The organism is Floridaenema aerugineum BLCC-F46, assembly GCF_041929345.1.
GTDB classification, from domain to species: Bacteria; Cyanobacteriota; Cyanobacteriia; order Cyanobacteriales; family Aerosakkonemataceae; genus Floridanema; species Floridanema aerugineum.
In genome coordinates this window covers 73,031-89,239 of the sequence record NZ_JBHFNQ010000065.1, presented here as the reverse complement: position 1 = coordinate 89,239, position 16,209 = coordinate 73,031, and the positions used below count along the sequence as shown (strand labels likewise).

The 16,209-nt window shown below is 39.0% G+C and carries 14 protein-coding genes and 1 pseudogene; 13 read left to right on the top strand and 2 right to left on the bottom strand.

Annotation, left to right across the window (positions count from 1 at the left end):
* Positions 1-135 precede the first annotated feature (135 nt).
* The 6 genes and pseudogenes from ACE1CC_RS08905 to ACE1CC_RS08885 all read left to right on the top strand — a co-directional run bounded on the left by ACE1CC_RS08905 (position 136) and on the right by ACE1CC_RS08885 (position 4,699).
* Positions 136-1,341, top strand: coding sequence for a TetR family transcriptional regulator (locus ACE1CC_RS08905; RefSeq protein ID WP_413270115.1), 1,206 nt, complete (start codon positions 136-138; stop codon positions 1,339-1,341).
* Between the two features lie 126 nt (positions 1,342-1,467).
* Complete coding sequence (locus ACE1CC_RS08900; protein WP_413270114.1) at positions 1,468-2,853, top strand: hybrid sensor histidine kinase/response regulator; 1,386 nt, start codon at positions 1,468-1,470, stop codon at positions 2,851-2,853.
* Between the two features lie 84 nt (positions 2,854-2,937).
* Positions 2,938-3,627, top strand: coding sequence for a biuret amidohydrolase (gene biuH, locus ACE1CC_RS08895; RefSeq protein ID WP_413270113.1), 690 nt, complete (start codon positions 2,938-2,940; stop codon positions 3,625-3,627).
* A 163-nt stretch (positions 3,628-3,790) separates the two neighbouring features.
* Positions 3,791-4,084: a hypothetical protein gene (locus ACE1CC_RS08890; protein ID WP_413270112.1), complete on the top strand. Its 294-nt coding sequence runs from the start codon at positions 3,791-3,793 to the stop codon at positions 4,082-4,084.
* A 152-nt stretch (positions 4,085-4,236) separates the two neighbouring features.
* Positions 4,237-4,314 (top strand): annotated as a pseudogene (locus ACE1CC_RS36735) (type II toxin-antitoxin system HigB family toxin); the annotation flags it as partial.
* A complete protein-coding gene (locus ACE1CC_RS08885; RefSeq protein WP_413270111.1) occupies positions 4,298-4,699 on the top strand; it encodes a helix-turn-helix domain-containing protein in 402 nt (133 codons plus the stop codon). The pseudogene ACE1CC_RS36735 and the gene ACE1CC_RS08885, both read left to right, overlap by 17 nt.
* A gap of 17 nt (positions 4,700-4,716) precedes the next feature.
* On the opposite strand, the gene ACE1CC_RS08880 is transcribed toward ACE1CC_RS08885, so the two are convergent.
* Positions 4,717-6,993 (bottom strand): ATP-dependent helicase, encoded by a 2,277-nt coding sequence (locus ACE1CC_RS08880; protein WP_413270110.1) that lies wholly within the window; start codon positions 6,991-6,993, stop codon positions 4,717-4,719.
* A 617-nt stretch (positions 6,994-7,610) separates the two neighbouring features.
* Here ACE1CC_RS08880 and ACE1CC_RS08875 point away from each other — a divergent pair.
* Together ACE1CC_RS08875 and ACE1CC_RS08870 are read left to right on the top strand one after the other, a co-directional pair.
* On the top strand, positions 7,611-9,011 hold the full coding sequence (locus ACE1CC_RS08875) for a serine/threonine protein kinase (RefSeq protein ID WP_413270109.1): 1,401 nt from the start codon (positions 7,611-7,613) through the stop codon (positions 9,009-9,011).
* A 4-nt stretch (positions 9,012-9,015) separates the two neighbouring features.
* Positions 9,016-10,680, top strand: coding sequence for a glycosyltransferase family 39 protein (locus ACE1CC_RS08870; RefSeq protein WP_413270108.1), 1,665 nt, complete (start codon positions 9,016-9,018; stop codon positions 10,678-10,680).
* A gap of 367 nt (positions 10,681-11,047) precedes the next feature.
* Here ACE1CC_RS08870 and ACE1CC_RS08865 read toward each other — a convergent pair whose 3' ends face one another.
* Positions 11,048-12,136, bottom strand: a complete 1,089-nt coding sequence (locus tag ACE1CC_RS08865) for a RuBisCO accumulation factor 1 (protein ID WP_413270107.1) — start codon at positions 12,134-12,136, stop codon at positions 11,048-11,050.
* Positions 12,137-12,372: 236 nt separating this feature from the next.
* Between ACE1CC_RS08865 and ACE1CC_RS08860 the strand changes: the two genes are divergently transcribed.
* The 5 genes from ACE1CC_RS08860 to ACE1CC_RS08840 all read left to right on the top strand — a co-directional run bounded on the left by ACE1CC_RS08860 (position 12,373) and on the right by ACE1CC_RS08840 (position 16,205).
* Positions 12,373-13,317 (top strand): response regulator, encoded by a 945-nt coding sequence (locus tag ACE1CC_RS08860; RefSeq protein WP_413270106.1) that lies wholly within the window; start codon positions 12,373-12,375, stop codon positions 13,315-13,317.
* A 2-nt stretch (positions 13,318-13,319) separates the two neighbouring features.
* The gene (ubiE, locus tag ACE1CC_RS08855) at positions 13,320-14,018 is read left to right on the top strand and encodes a bifunctional demethylmenaquinone methyltransferase/2-methoxy-6-polyprenyl-1,4-benzoquinol methylase UbiE (RefSeq protein ID WP_413270128.1); all 699 of its coding nucleotides are present in this window, start codon (positions 13,320-13,322) and stop codon (positions 14,016-14,018) included.
* A gap of 142 nt (positions 14,019-14,160) precedes the next feature.
* Positions 14,161-15,396: a DUF445 domain-containing protein gene (locus ACE1CC_RS08850; protein WP_413270105.1), complete on the top strand. Its 1,236-nt coding sequence runs from the start codon at positions 14,161-14,163 to the stop codon at positions 15,394-15,396.
* A 122-nt stretch (positions 15,397-15,518) separates the two neighbouring features.
* Complete coding sequence (locus ACE1CC_RS08845) at positions 15,519-15,848, top strand: DUF433 domain-containing protein (protein WP_413270104.1); 330 nt, start codon at positions 15,519-15,521, stop codon at positions 15,846-15,848.
* 3 nt (positions 15,849-15,851) lie between these two features.
* Complete coding sequence (locus ACE1CC_RS08840; protein WP_413270103.1) at positions 15,852-16,205, top strand: DUF5615 family PIN-like protein; 354 nt, start codon at positions 15,852-15,854, stop codon at positions 16,203-16,205.
* Positions 16,206-16,209 lie beyond the last annotated feature (4 nt).

Sequence of the window (16,209 nt, the reverse complement as noted above, 5' to 3'; positions counted from 1 at the left end):
ACCCCATGTACATTAACTAAAACTTACATTTGCTAAGAAAGTAGTTACAGTAGGAGCAGAGAATGCAAGTGATACTTACAGTGATAAGCCTAGCAACGATTTGTATTTTTTGCAAGTGATACTTACATTTTACTCATGGCGGCTCAAAGAATTTCGACAAGACAGCGTTTAGTTCATGCAGCACTTGAGTTATTTGCTGTTCAAGGTGTCACGGAGACTACAACTAAGCAGATTGCAGAATTGGCGGATGTGAATGAAGTGACGATTTTCCGCCAGTTTGGGAATAAGCATGGTTTGTTGTTAGCAGTAATTGAAGAGGCTGGTATATTTACTAATTTGGGTCAAAACTTAGTCCAACAGGCAAGTCAGGCTAGTAGTATCTATCAAGCACTCAAAGAGTATGCGACAACTTGTTTGCAAGCACTGGAGGGAATTCCAGAGGTAGTGCGATCGGTAGTTGGGGAGTCGGGACAGTACCCATCCCAAAATCGGGAAGCACTAGGTCAAGGATTTACACAAGCGAATCGCTATGTTGCTGAATATTTCGCTACAGTGATTAAAACTGGACAATTGCAGACTCATTTGCCAGCAGAAAAGTTGGCAAGTTTGCTCAATGGAATGTTGTTAGGATATGCGGTAATTGAGTTTACTAGCGAGTTCCATGAACTTTGGCAAAATCGGGAGGATTTCTTAGAGAATTTAGTGACATTGTTTTTACATGGTGCAGTTTCACAAGCACCTCAATCTCCCATAGTTTCGGTTGAGAAAGTAGCTGATTTACCTGCTGCTTTGGTGCATTCAATTCTGCAACGTGCTAAGAAATTAGGGTTACAAGATTATGCGTTAATGTATGTTTTGTTTGGGGCGGGATTGAGTGCAGCCGAAGTGGTAAGGTTAGAGCGATCGCACTACGTCAAAGACACTCACCAGCAACTTTTACAAATCACACAAGAACATATTCGTCAAGTTCCCCTCAACCAATGGATTATGGGTAAACGCTACGGTTCATATCAGCGTAATCCCCTAACCCAATGGTTAAAAAGTCGCAAAGATCGCCAATCAGCCTTGTTTCTTAATGAAAACGGCGATCCACTCTCGGAAACAGACTTACAAAAGAAATGGCTTGCATTAACAGCAGATCTACTCACCCCAGAAGGACAACCTCCCACCATTGAGCAAGCTCAACAAACTTGGTGTGTGGATATGCTAATCAGAGGAATAGATTTGCAAAATTTGTCCATCCTTACAGCTTGCGATACAGCAAAATTACAACGCTATGTTCATCGAGCTAAGGAAAAAGCGGCGTTAGAACAAGCCAATAGTCTCGATCAAAAAATCTAACATAAAGTAAATTTATTAAGATTAGTAACAACTTTCCACCTAGAGCTAGAGGTAATGATTAATGCTAAAGAAAAAATGGGTACTAAAAACTTATAGAGTGCATTAGTAAAAACAGGAAGCTAATTTATGTCGCCTGAATCTCTTGAAAAAGAAGTGATCTTAATCATTGATGATAGTCCTACTAATATAATGTTACTTTCCGAATTATTACAAGAATCGGGATTTACCGTTTGGATTGCCAGAGATGGTGAAACAGCTATTGAGAAAGTAGCAGAAGAATTGCCCGATCTAATTTTACTAGATGTGTTGATGCCGGGGCCTGACGGATTTGAAATTTGCCAAAGGCTGAAATCTAACCCTTTTACAAGTGAAGTTCCGATTATTTTTATGACGGCTCTTTCCGATCCGGTAGATAAAGTTAAAGGCATGAATTTAGGAGCAGTAGATTATATCACCAAACCGTTTCGCCAAGAGGAAGTCTTAGCCCGTGTTAAAACACATTTAAAAATCCGCAAATTAACTAAATCACTAGCCAAACAAAATCAATTACTAAAACAAGAAATTCAAGATAAAATTGCCGTCGAAGCTAGATTACAAAAGTTGACAGAGGAATTAGAGAAACGGGTAGAAGAACGCACGGCTGAACTGACTCAAGCAATGTATGATTTGCAAAAAGCGCAACTGCAATTAGTCCAAAAAGAAAAGATGTCTACCCTTGGACAATTAGTTGCTGGCGTGGCTCACGAAATTAATAATCCGATTAATTTTATTGCCGTTAATCTGACTCATGCAGAAAAATATATCGAAGATTTGCTAGAGCACTTCCAACTTTACCAAGAAAAATTTCCCGATCCGGGTGCGGAAATCGAAGCTCATGCCGAAGAAATTGATTTGGATTTTCTGGTAGAAGATTTACCAAGTTTAGTAGCTTCTATGCAAACAGGAACTGACAGAATTAATCAAATAAGCGTTTCTTTAAGAATTTTTTCGCGATCGGATACTAGTGCCAAAGTAGCAGTGAATATCCATGAGGGAATTGATAGTACGTTAATGATTTTGAAACACCGCCTCAAAGCTAATGAAAATCGTCCGGCGATCGAAATTATCAAAGACTACGGGGACTTGCCTTTAGTAGAATGCTATGCTGGACAACTGAATCAGGTGTTTATGAATCTGCTTTCTAATGCCATTGATGCCTTTGATGAGTATAGTCAAGCTTACTCTTACGGAGAATTAGAACTCAATCCTAGTAAGATTATTATCAGCACAGAAGTTAATGAAAAAGAACAGCAAATACTGATTCGGATTCATGATAATGGCCCCGGAATGTTACCTGAAGCGCAAGCCCATCTTTTTGAGCCTTTATTTACTACTAAACCTTTCGGAAAAGGCACTGGTTTAGGATTATCTATTAGTCATCAAATTGTAGTAGAAAAACATGGAGGTCAGTTAACTTGTAATTCTGTACCGGGAAAGGGAGTAGAATTTGTAATCGCTTTGCCATTAGATTAATTTATTTGAGAAAAAGTGGTTTTTGCTACCAACAATGTGATAATAACAATGTACATTTTAATTGATGATTAAATTGTGCTAAATATGGGAGTTTTTGTAGAGTCTGAACCCTATCCTTTTCCTTTTAATGGAGATTTACGCCCAGAAAATACAGTTTTGCTGGTAATTGATATGCAAACTGATTTCTGTGGGATTGGTGGTTATGTGGATAAAATGGGTTACGATTTATCTTTAACTAGAGCGCCAATTGAGCCAATAAAGAGAGTTTTAGAAGTACTTCGTGCTAAAAATTTTCACATCATGCACACCCGCGAAGGACATCGAAATGATTTATCTGATTTGCCAGAAAATAAGCAATGGCGGAGTCGTCAAATTGGTGCGGGAATTGGCGATCCTGGCCCTTGTGGGAAAATATTAGTTAGAGGTGAGGCGGGATGGGAAATTATTCCCGAACTTGCACCAATACCTGGAGAAACGATTATTGATAAGCCAGGAAAAGGCAGTTTTTACGCTACAGATTTGGATTTATTGCTGAGAAAAAAAGGGATTCAAAATATTGTTTTAACTGGAATTACTACTGATGTTTGCGTACATACTACAATGCGGGAAGCGAACGATCGCGGATATGAATGCTTACTCTTATCTGATTGTACCGGAGCGACCGACTACGGCAATTATTTAGCGGCGCTAAAAATGATTACCATGCAGGGTGGTGTGTTTGGTGCGATCGCCAACTCAGAAGCATTCCTGAAAGTGATTCAAGAGAACTTTTAAGCGACTTCAGTAATTTTACTGTTGCTAATTAGTCAATCACCCAAATAGGTGAATCAACAGGATGAGGCTTATTTCCAGAGCAAGTTTTAACTTAAGAGTAGGGGGTTGAACGTGAGTCAACAAATTTCCTGAAATGATGAAAAATTTGCTCGATTCAAAAATCGTGACTGAAACAGCTGATGATTTCCAGTTACAAAGGGTTTTAGCAGAACGAGAGTTACAATATCAAGATGCTACCCCAGAAGAAATTTTAGATTTGTTAGCCGAAGCAGTAGACGCTTACACTTTTTTAGCGGCTGCACTTTCGCCACAGTTGAGACAGATTGCTAGGGAGGAAATTAAGTTTTTACTCTCTGTATATGAGGCAAGTGTTCTTAAAGCACCTTCTCAAACAACTATCAATTTTCTGTTTTACCGGGCTTGTAAAATTACTAATGAGATGTTGCTGCAAAATTAACCAGTTGGATGATCCAAATGGATGAAGTTGAGTTTCTGACCCAGATGCTACAAAGAATATAGACAAAGAAAGGCTAAAGCTATTTCAGGCAAAAGGAAGTTGTACATACTTTTCTTTTGCCTGTTTATTTTATCATATTTTGGTGATATTGACAATTAATTTATATTAAATATGTCTTAACCCATGCAGAGTATGATGAGGAACAATGGAAAAATGACCCTTACTTTTAATCCTGAGAATTACAAACAATTATTAATAACTTATCTTCCTAGAGTCATAAAAACTGAAGCAGAGAATGAGAAAGCTTTAGCTATTGTAGAAGATTTAATGCACCGAAAACGGACTCCTGAAGAAGATGAATTATATCAGCTTTTAGTTACTTTGATTGAAAAGTTTGAACAAGAATATTATCAGCCTAATCAGCAGAATAATCCCCAATCAATGCTTTTGTTTCTTTTAGAAGAGTCTGGTAAAAGCCTAACTGATTTACAAGCTGTGTTAGGTTCAACAACTGCGGTTGATGAGATTGTGCAAGGACAAGCTAAAATGACTCCAGAACAAGCTAGAAAAATTGCAGATTTTTTTCATGTAAATCCGAGCTTGTTTACTGAATAATTAGATTTAACTATTAATCAACCGGAAATCATCGATAAAGAAATTACTGATTGAGGAAATCTACTCATTAAAGCTGGTAAAATTGGGCAAGGTAATTGATCTTGTAAATTTTCCGGTTTACTCCATATAAAAGGCGCTTTTTGAGCAGCAGACATCCATAATAATCTTTTTGCTCTCGTCATCGCTACATATAAAAGACGGAATTCTTCAGCTGTTTTTAAATACCCTGCTTGTTCCCAAGCATCCATGATTTCTGGTAATTCTGCTTCTTCATTATGTAGGCTGGCGCGAATTTGGGCACGGGCGACTTCTGCTAATGTAAAATTGCCTAAAAATTGGGCTGGGGCGGGTACTCGCAAGTTTCCGGGAATCATATTTGCGTGTAAAAATGGCAGAAAAACATAGTCCCAATCTAATCCTTTGGCTTTGTGCATTGTGATTATGGTTAATCTTCCCGGTTGAGTATATTGGCTTTCGTTTGCTTCGGTATCTACTGGTTCAAATCTTTCGGAACTGACGATTTCACTTAAAGCATTGAGGATGTTATTCATGGACAGAGAACCAGCGATTTGTCGGGCTATTCTTTCGGCTAATTTGTCAGCGGTGGCTAGTTCTGTTTGGTCGTAATTTAATGCTAATGCCAAAAAAGTAATCATTTGAAAAATGGGTAATTCTAATCTGGCGCGGAGTAATTTGCGACAAAAACTACTGGCTTTTATGACATCTTCTGATTGGGGTGGATCGAGAGGACTGGGATAGAGAAATTGTTCGGGTAAACTAGCAAGGGCGTTCAAATCTTGCGGGGGAATTAATTGTCTGGTGACTAATACTTCTAAGGCGGATTTTAAGTAGTCGGGGGAGTGGGGTCGATCGAGAAATTGCAGCAAAGATAAAACTTCAGCGGGAACGTGAGAATGTCGATCGCGTTCTGCAACTTCATAAATCTCGATTTGCGTGCCAAATTCTTGCTTTAACTGTTGATGCACAAATCGCCCTTGGTCGTTAGTTCTTACTAATACTGCTGCTGACCTTCGTTCTTGAGGAAATTCGGCAAAAAGTTCAATTATCCTTTGACCAATTAACTTGACACTTTGGTAAGTATCTTTAGGAAGATAAATTTCTAAACCTCGACCTACTGGGGTAGGATTAGCATCAGGTTGCGGATCGTTTATATCCACAGGTAGAATCATTTGCGGGCGAAAAGGTTGTTCTGTTCCCGCTAATTTCGAGTTATTTACCCAGCTTAAAACAAAGTTAGCTGCATTAATTATAACTTGACTACTGCGACCCGCCCGATCCATTGTTGCTAATAAATTTTGGGTTTCACACTCATTGCAAAAACGGCGAAAATAAATCGGATCTGCGGGGGTAAAAGTGGAATTAATGGCTTGATTTGGGTCGCCAACTCTGACTAAATTGGGTGGCGCTTCGGGATTATCTGGATCTGTAGAGAGAATTTCTAAAAGTTTAGTTTGTAAAGGCGAAGAATCTTGGGCTTCATCTTCAAAAACAGCAAATACTTGACTTTGTAAAGTTCGTCTGGCGCTGGGATTGTCCAAAACTCTTAAAGCTGATAAAATCATTTCATCGTAGTCGATAAAATCACGGGCTTTGAGTAATTCTTGGTAATTTTGGTAGAGTCGGGCTGCGATCGCCAAAATTCCATATCCATCAGTTGATTTTTCGCTAATTTCCCAGAGTTTTTCCGGTAAATAACCAGAACTTTTCGCTTCATGAATTACCGTTTTAGCCAACTCAGGTAAAACTTCCGTTCTTAACACTGACTGACGGCGCAATCTTTCCGTTTCTTCGCCATCAAATTGTATCCCTTCGAGTAAAAGTTGAAACTGTCGCGGATAATCAATAATCCATTTTTCCACTGCGGTGCGAATTAAACGGTGACTTTGATTAGCATTAATTACGGTGAGATTGTCTAAATTTAAACCGGATAAATCTGGATAACGGGTAGCAATATTTAATGCTAAACCATGTAAAGTTTGAACGACAAAACCTGTTTGGGGTATAGATAATTTTTCTCGTAAATATTCGCGGATTTTAGCTTTAATATTAGCAGCTGCGGAACGGGTGAAAGTAACAACTACTAATTGCTTGCGGTTGTGGAGTTGGTGACGGGCGATCGCGATCGCAGCTGCACCAGCCATTCCCGTCGATTTTCCCGCACCTGGAACTGCTGACACCGCTAAAGGGCCCGATCGCCAGTCAGCCATTTGTCTTTGTCCCGATCGCAAGCTATTTCTAATTTTTTGTAGCGCTGGTTCTATATTGGGGTTCATTCAGCCAAAATTAAGATTAAAGACTAACTTTTCCGGCTAATGGTTGACGTTCTCTGCTATTAACTCAAGTTGCCAGTTATATTGAGTAGGGTGCGTCAAAGCGCTAAATTGTGGATCTAATCACTAATTTTATGACTCTGACGCACCCTACAGCCTAAAAAAATATTCTTTCATTAATAACTAGCAACTTGGGTTATTAACGTAAGTTGCTAGTTACGGTTGAGTAGGGTGCGTCAGACCGATAAAGTTAGCTATCTTACCCAAAATTCTGCTATCTGACGCACCCTACAGCCTCAAAATTAATAACTAGCAACTTGGGTTATTAGACTATTACACCAAATTTTAGTTCAATTATCGCCAAATAAGTAACTTTCTACTTTTCTAGAACTCATCAATTTTAACAACAAAACAAAATTGACTGAGATTAGCAGTTTTCAGGAAACTTTCTTAAAATTGGGAATGTTATCAGAAAAATTTTGTGTTTTGTCATTGCTAATTAGCAAATAACACACAAACCTTTATATGTCAATGGTTAATGAATGTAAAATTTTATAACGTGACTCTACCATTGACGGAGATATTAAAATCGTTTACAACTCCTCAGCAAAACAAATACTATGGAACTGCTGCACCAACCAGAAGAAATTATCGCCCAACGTTATCGGATTGTGAATATCCTGGGACAAGGTGGAATGGGGATAACATACGAAGCCCAAGATTTGCAAACCCAAGGTAGGGTAGCAATTAAAGCGCTATCTCTTAACCGTGTAGGAGACTGGAAAGCCGTAGAACTTTTTGAAAGAGAAGCTCATGTTTTGTCCAATTTAAACCATCCTTGTTTACCGAAATATTTAGATTATTTTCAGGTAGAAACGCCAAACAATCACAGCTTTTATTTAGTGCAAGAATTGGTAGAAGGGCGATCGCTTTATTCCTTAGTTCACAGTGGATGGCACGCCACAGAAAACGAAGTTCGCCAATTAGCTAGCCAAATTTTAGATATTCTTAACTATTTGCACCAACTTACACCACCAATTATTCACCGAGATCTCAAACCACAAAATATTATTCGGAGTAAAGATGGAGGCATATTTTTAGTAGATTTTGGGGCAGTAAAAACCACTTACCAAACCACCTTTAGTGGCGGAAGTACAGTAGTGGGAACTTATGGTTACATGGCACCAGAACAATTTCGCGGACAAGGTTATCCCGCCACAGATTTGTATGGTTTAGGGGCAACTTTGTTATTTTTAATGACTCATAAATCACCGTCAGAATTCCCAACTCGCCAACTAAAAATTAACTTTCGTTCTCAAACAACAATTTCAACAGAATTAGCTGATTGGTTAGAAAAACTGTTAGAACCAGCAGTAGAAGATCGATTTGTATCTGCTAAAGAAGCTTTAAGTGTATTATTAGGACAAGGAGTACTTGTACGAAAACGTCATCGTCCAATTGGTAGTCGGATTACCTTTAGTAAAAACGAAAGAAAGTTAGTTGCAGAAATTCCGCGATTAGGTTGGGGATACTGGGATTTTCATAATTTTATTATTGCCTTGATATCACTGATTACATCAATTGTTTTGTTTTCTTTCCACCAGTTCACATCTATCAGCCTATTCTTCTGGATTTTCCCCCTGTTTTCGATTATTATATTGATGTTTGGGTTAAACAAACTGAAAGACAGTATTTTCAAATTATTGGGGCGGACACAGTTGGAAATCGATCGCAAAACCTTTAAAGTTAAATGGTCTTTTCTGGGTGTATTTTATCAAATTCAAGGAAAAACTAAGTACATTGAAAGAGTAGAATTAAATAGGTTTGTTCGTCCAGAAGATGAGTTAGTGGCTAAATGGAAAAACGAAGTTCCGCAAATAACAACAGCTTGTGCTTTAATTGAAGGAGTAAGAATTCACCGTTTTGGTAGTGGGTTAACTGCTTTGGAAAAAGAGTGGTTATTGCAGGAAGTTGCTAGTTTCCTGAGAAAACCTTTACCTCAGTCTAATTTGCCCAGGTAAAGGAATGAAATTTTCGCGTCATTATTTGAGTTTAGCGATCGCCCTCGCCATAGCAACAACCTTAAGATTCTGGAATTTAGAACTAAAACCCTTATGGCTAGATGAAGTAATTACCGCTTTATTTAGCCTGGGAAAAACCTACGAGAATATCCCTTTAGATCTGTTATTACCCGTAACCAGTTTTCGGGATATTTTCACCTTAAATCCTGCTACCAATTGTCCAACAATAGCGCAAAATATCATTAAGTATTCTACTCATCCACCTGTGTTTTTTTGTTTAATGCACGCTTGGGTAGAAATAGTTTTAAATAGTCCAGTTAAACATAGTTTAGTTTGGGTTTTGCGATCGCTTCCGGCGTTGTTTGGAGTGAGTGCGATCGTATCCATATATTACCTCAATCGCATCGCCTTTAGCAAAAAAGCTGGTTTAGTTAGCGCCGCAGTAATGGCGGTTTCTCCCTTCGCCGTTTACCTTTCCCAAGAAGCAAGACATTACACTTTACCACTATTTTTAATTACCCTTTCATTAATCACATTAATTCAAATTCAACAAGACATTTTTCGCCTACAAAGACGGTTATTAGTTTGGCTAACTTGGGTAATAATTAACAGCATTGGTCTTTACGTTCATTATTTCTTTGTTTTAGTTATCTTTGCTGAAATTGCTACAATTTTAGTATTACTTTATCAAGCAAAACCAAAAGTCAAATATTTATTAATTTCCGCTAGCTTTTCCCTCTTACCTTTCCTGCTTTTTTTACCTTGGCTATCAATATTATTCGGACATTCTAACCGTTCTGAAACAGATTGGATATCGCAACCAGAACATCTTATTCCTTTTGCTCAAACTTTGCTAGGTTGGCTATTAATGGTAATAATTTTGCCAGTGGAGAGTCAACCGCTTTGGTTAGCTATTCCTGCGGGAATATTAATGTTAACTTTTGGGATTTGGTTAGGATGGCAAGTAATCCAAGGAATGAGACAAATTTGGCAAAATCCCCAGACACATTTAGCGACTTTAACATTAGGAAGTTTTACTATATTTGTGTTGTTAGAATTCTTGGCAATTATTTACATTTTAGGCAAAGATATTACCGTTGCACCCCGTTATAATTTTGTTTATTATCCGAGTTTTTGTGCATTGTTAGCTGCTAGTTTAGTGGCGAGAGATGGGGAAAAAAAGCGATCGACAATCAATTACCTAATCTTAGCTGGATTAATTAGTAGTATTTTCGTAGTCAACGGATTAGCCTTTGAAAAACCTTATAATCCGCAAAGAGTAGCAAAAAATATGCTGCAAGAACGATCGATTCCTTTAATGGTGGTAATGGCATATAAAGACACACAAGATATAGCATTAGGATTAAGTTTTGCATTAGGAATCGATAAATTTCAGCCAAAACTTTGTCAAAATAACAATGAAACTTGTCCAAAATTCGCCTTTTTATCAGCAACTTATGGTTATCAAACAGTTTGGGAAAGTATCGCTAAATTACCCAAACCGTCAAAAATTCCTTTAAACTTATGGGTAGTTGCACCTGGATTAAAAAGAGACAACTACCCAGAAAAATTAGCCATTTCCCCACAAACTAACTGCACCAAAGATTTATCCGCCTTTTACCGAATCGGCGTACCATATCAAAAGTACAAGTGTCATTGGTTAAATTAAAAAAGAACTCAGACAAAAACAGATAACTTACATAGGGCTTGCTGAAAAAGTCTGTTGGTGAGGGTAGGGACACGGCATTATTAATGTTTGCAATTCCTACAGTTATCTTATTAATGCCGTGTCCCTACAATTTCCCTCAAAAAGGCAAGGATTTTCAGCCGAAAGATGTGATAACCTTGCACTTGTTTTAAGCAAAAAAAGGCGCAAAACCTTTGCCTGTATTATCCTCTACCTTTTTTCAGCAAGCCCTACATATACCATCTGCGTACCCTACGGGAAGGCTGCGCCAACATCTGCGTTCATCTGCATTCATCTGCGTACTAAAAAAAAAGATTCCGAACACTTACCAGAAACCTAATAAAAACAACTACTCATCAATTTGCCAAACATCCTTAGTCAAATCCTCATCTAAAATGCGCTTAGGATTCAAAATGAGAATTAGCTTACCGAGTAAAGTTTCTTCTGGCGATTCTTCAAACCATTGAAATTGTAAAACTTCCCCTTGTGCAAAAGCGAAATAACTACTATCGTCCCATTCTCGTTGCGATCGATCGATCACCACCAAAACCTCTTCCTGATAACTAGAATCTTGATTAGGAAGCAAAGATCGATCGCACAAAACCGCCACAGGATCTTCCGCCTTCAACAAAACTTGCCAACCGGGAACCGCCACCCAAGCACCTTCGCCAGAAAATTGTACCATGCGGAAAGGCCCCGTTTCCTCCACAAAAGGCACTGCCTTTAAATCCGCCACCGACAGAGGCATTTTCCCGACAACTGGCAACAAACGAGGCATTTGTTCTTCCGTTTCCAATCGATAAAAAGGTAAAATCGGAGCCGGACGTTTGGGAGTAACGCTAAAATCAATTAACAGCTTTTCAACTTGTTGCCTAGCACTATCAGTTTGAGCAAATCTTAACCCTTTGGCGATTAAACGCGATCGCTCTTGTAAATCCGACTGTTGGCGTGCTAACCTCCAGTAATGATAAGCCATCGCATCACCAGCATTATTGCTAAACCCAGCAGGCGGAACTCTTAAGCGGGAAAAATCCTTCATCGCCTTCGCCACTTCCTTCGCATCCTCAGAGTTCAACCCATGAGTTAAAGTAAACGTAGCCGCTGCTGCACGTTCCGGTTGCGTCAGAATGCGAAACTCGTACAAACTATCGCTTCCGGTTTTCTCGAAATGCGATCGCACCTGCTCCGACACACCAGCATTCACCATGCTAATGTATACTTGAGCCGCTACAATCACCTGATTTTGGTGAATCGGTTCAAAGCCAGTTTCCTCAAAGATTTTTTGGGAACTTAAACCTGCTTTTTGCAGAGTTTGGCAAGCTTGTCCCCACTCCACCCAAGAACCTTCCTTGCGGCGGAGACTCAGCAGCAAACCATCCACATCGACATTAGTTGGTTGGGAATTAGGATTGGGAGTATCTGAAGAGAAATCAGTCATAATGGCAAATGGTAAATGTAGAGGCGAGTTTTGTGGTTAATTCTTCTACTGTAATGCGAAAATTATCTCTTAAACTCGCCCCTACTTGCTAAAATTTCAGTTTAGAACAGAGCAAGTTAATTAAAAAATCTGAACTCCCCTGGAACGATCGCTTAGTTCAACTGCAATAATTGTTACGATTCAGCTATGAGCCATCGCTTAGTTGAGATTAACTGTAAAAATTAGATTCAAGTCTTATGGAAAATTCCATTCCAGAATTAGAAAACATCCTTCGTCAACTTATGAGTCTCGAAAGACGTAAAAAAGCCAAAATGTTGGTTGTAGACGATGAACCAGATAATTTAGATTTGCTTTATCGTACCTTCCGACGAGATTTTCAAGTCCTGAAAGCGGAAAGCGGTATTCAGGCATTGGAAGTATTAGCAACTGAAGGCGAAGTCGCTGTGATTATCTCCGATCAGCGAATGCCGGAAATGAAAGGCACAGAATTTCTGAGTAAAACTGTACCGCAATTCCCCGATACTGTAAGAATTATCCTCACCGGATTCACTGATATAGAAGACTTAGTAGACGCTATCAATTCTGGACAAGTATATAAGTATATCACTAAGCCTTGGGACCCTTTAGAACTTAAGGGAGTAGTGCAACGTGCTACTGAGACTTACGAATTACTCAAACAACGGACAGAAGAATTACGCCGTGCGAATGCACAGATGGCGTTGCTGTCTACTATAGTGCAAGTAGCCCAATCAGCGACTAAGGTGGAAGAATCTTTACAACCGATCGCGATCGCCTTTGGCGAAAATTTTGCCGCCGATGGTTGTATTTTGCAACTAGTAGAAAACAATTCTTTAAATTCGGCTCAAGGTATTTACAGCGTGGATAGTCCGAGCGAAAATTGGTTAGCAGAAGATCCATTGGTGAAAGATGCGATCGCAAACAAGCAATTACAAGGATCGGTAAACGTCCCCGCAGATGCTAACTTGTCAGAAGTCAGTCATTACTCATCCTCCGGTATTCAAGCACATATTATTGTTCCCATTATTTACCGAGATCGAGTAATGGCAGTTTTGTCTCTGCAATGGAAAAATCCTTGCCAACTGCGAGAAGATGAAATTAAACTAATTCATCTTTGTGCTCAACAAGTTGCACTAGTTCTCACCAGTACCAAAGCTGCTTAATGATGACCGATCGAAAGAGTGAAATTCAAGCCATCTTCAACAATATTGCTCCAGTTTACGACAATCTCAACGATTGGTTAAGCCTGGGACAACATCGAGTTTGGAAACTGATGACAGTGAAATGGAGTCAAGCCAAAACAGGCGACACTTGTATAGACTTGTGTTGTGGAAGTGGCGATCTGACGCAAATTTTAGCGCGTCAGATCGGAAATACTGGTCAGGTGTTTGGGGTAGACTTTTCTGCGGGATTATTAGCTATAGCTAAACAACGGGTGCAAAATCATTATCCACCATTGGCGATCGACTGGGTAGAAGCAGACGTTCTCCAACTTCCCTTTCCCGACAATTATTTTGACTGTGCCACAATGGGTTATGGACTGCGTAACGTCACCGACATTCCCATTTGTCTGCGCGAATTATACCGCATTCTCAAACCCGGAGCCACTGCCGCAATTCTCGACTTTCATCGTCCTGACAATCCCGTAATGCAAAACTTCCAGCAGTGGTATCTTAAAAATCTGGTAGTTACTGCTGCTGAACAGTTCGGTTTAACAGAAGAATACGCTTATATTAGCCCTAGTTTAGACAAATTTCCCCAAGGTCAGCAGCAAGTAAACCTAGCTCAACAAGCCGGATTTAGCACTGCTACTCATTATCCGATCGCTGGTGGCATTATGGGTGTTTTACGAATTACAAAATAGAATAAAAGTAATTGGTTGTTGGGTAGTCATCCCCAACTCTCCTATTGACTCTGAAAAAATCTCCCGTCACAGTCGTAGGGGTAATTCATGAATTACCCCTACGACTTTGGGAAGATGTCAACATTTACCATTTACAACTAAGTTGAATCTCTCTAATTTCTGGCTTTATATTAGTCCTCCCATACTTGGTGCAATCATTGGCTATTTCACCAACGATATAGCCATTAAAATGCTGTTTCGTCCCTACAAAGCTAAGTATATAGGTAAACAACGGCTACCTTTTACACCTGGTTTAATTCCCGCCAATCAGGAACGCTTGGCAAAGCGAATTTCTGATACTATCATGGGGTCGCTATTAACACCTGAAGAATTACAAAATTTGGCGCGTCGTCTGTTAGAAACGGAACGAGTGCAAGGGGTAATTCTCTGGCTGTTGCGGTTAGCCTTAGATCAATTACAATCAGCAGATAAAGAAGATAAAACTGTTAAAGTAATTGCGGGAATCCTGCGAGATTTACTAGGTCAATCTTTACCCAGGTTGCTGAAAGTTCTAGCGCGTCGGGAAGACTTTTTAGAACCACAATTAAATCAAATATTTGACAAAATTTTATTAGAATTTCAACTGAGCGAACAACAAGCCAATCAATTAGCAGATTGGCTTTTACAGGTAGTTTTGCCTCCCGAAGTATTGCGAGTTGCTATAATTGATTTTCTCACCGATCGCAACATCCAACTAATAGATGAAAAGTTTCGCGGCGAAACTAGTGGAACTTATTGGGTAGTCGCGAATTTGTTTGGTTTAAAAAACACTTTAGCAAGGTTAAGAACTTATTGTCTGGATGAAAAAGAAGAAGCAAATCAGCGGTTAACTGAATTAACTCAATCTTTTGCAGTGAGACAACGCTTGCAAGAATGGTTACAAAATATATCTTTGCAAAATCTGCCAATTTCTACAGTGCGCCAACTACGTAAAACTATGCGCGAAAGTATTCGCAGTTACGTGCAAGAACGTGGTGTAGAATTAATGGAAGGTTTAAGTGATTCGATCAACTGGGAAGGCACTACTCATATTATCTTAAATAGATTAAGAAATTCTCCAGTTGTTAATTCTTCTTTGACAGTTGTAAGTAAGGAATTAGCTTTAGTTTTAGAACGTTACTTAGAGCGAGATTTAGAAAATATTGTGGAACAAATTATCCCGATTCTCAATATTGACCAAGTAATTATTCAACGAGTGCAAGCAACTTCTCCCAGAGATTTAGAATTAGCAATTCAGGGAATTGTCAGAAGTGAATTGCAAGCGATCGTTAATTTAGGCGGAATTTTAGGTTTTGTTGTCGGGTTAATGCAAACAGTAATTTTGTTTATTCAAAAGTAGTGTAAAATTCTGGTGTAAGGGGACTGGGAATCTGATAATTAATTTTTACTTGTGAGTTAAATCACAGCCATAACCTTAACTGCAAGTATACTCTAAAAACTAAACCCTCTAAGTTAAATACTATGTCTATTTCCTTCCCCGATGAACCTGTTCCCCTAGAAATTTGTGACGATCGAGTAGTGCGAGTTAAGGGAACGCGAGTAACTCTTGACACAATTGTCGTTACTTTTAATCAAGGAAAAACTGCCTTAGAAATTGCATCGCAATATCCATCTTTGCAATTAGTTGATGTGTATGCGACAATAGTGTTTTATTTACGACATCGCCCTTATGTTGATGCTTATCTACAAGAACGGCAAGAACAAGCTAGGGAAATTCGTGAATTAAATGAAGCTAAATTTGCCGATCAGGGTGTGCGCGATCGCCTTTTAGCACGCCGGAGTCCATCATAAAATATGCTACGATTTCTCGCCGACGAAAATTTTAATTACCACATCATTAAAGAGTTACAAAATCGTCAACCAGAATTAGATATTGTCTGGATTAAAGATATTAATTTTTCGGTAAGAGACGATGATAAACTGCTAGAGTGGGCTAGTCAAGAGGGAAGAATTATATTGACTCATGATGTCACAACCATTACTGAATTTGCTAATCAAAGAGTTGCTGCCGGATTAGCGATGCCGGGAATATTTGCTATTAGCGTTGAGGTGAATAGCGATCGGATCATTGCTGACATTTTACTATTAGCAGAATGCAGCAATGATGGGGAATGGTCAGGACAAATACGCTACTTGCCATTATCTTAAAATC

Coding starts and splice junctions, on each gene's coding strand:
- biuH (WP_413270113.1), top strand. CDS start 2,938: ATGGGAGTTTTTGTAGAGTCTGAACCCTATCCTTTTCCTTTTAATGGA.
- ACE1CC_RS08905 (WP_413270115.1), top strand. CDS start 136: ATGGCGGCTCAAAGAATTTCGACAAGACAGCGTTTAGTTCATGCAGCA.
- ubiE (WP_413270128.1), top strand. CDS start 13,320: ATGACCGATCGAAAGAGTGAAATTCAAGCCATCTTCAACAATATTGCT.
- ACE1CC_RS08885 (WP_413270111.1), top strand. CDS start 4,298: ATGACCCTTACTTTTAATCCTGAGAATTACAAACAATTATTAATAACT.
- ACE1CC_RS08880 (WP_413270110.1), bottom strand. CDS start 6,993: ATGAACCCCAATATAGAACCAGCGCTACAAAAAATTAGAAATAGCTTG.
- ACE1CC_RS08900 (WP_413270114.1), top strand. CDS start 1,468: ATGTCGCCTGAATCTCTTGAAAAAGAAGTGATCTTAATCATTGATGAT.
- ACE1CC_RS08870 (WP_413270108.1), top strand. CDS start 9,016: ATGAAATTTTCGCGTCATTATTTGAGTTTAGCGATCGCCCTCGCCATA.
- ACE1CC_RS08860 (WP_413270106.1), top strand. CDS start 12,373: ATGGAAAATTCCATTCCAGAATTAGAAAACATCCTTCGTCAACTTATG.
- ACE1CC_RS08865 (WP_413270107.1), bottom strand. CDS start 12,136: ATGACTGATTTCTCTTCAGATACTCCCAATCCTAATTCCCAACCAACT.
- ACE1CC_RS08875 (WP_413270109.1), top strand. CDS start 7,611: ATGGAACTGCTGCACCAACCAGAAGAAATTATCGCCCAACGTTATCGG.
- ACE1CC_RS08845 (WP_413270104.1), top strand. CDS start 15,519: ATGTCTATTTCCTTCCCCGATGAACCTGTTCCCCTAGAAATTTGTGAC.
- ACE1CC_RS08840 (WP_413270103.1), top strand. CDS start 15,852: ATGCTACGATTTCTCGCCGACGAAAATTTTAATTACCACATCATTAAA.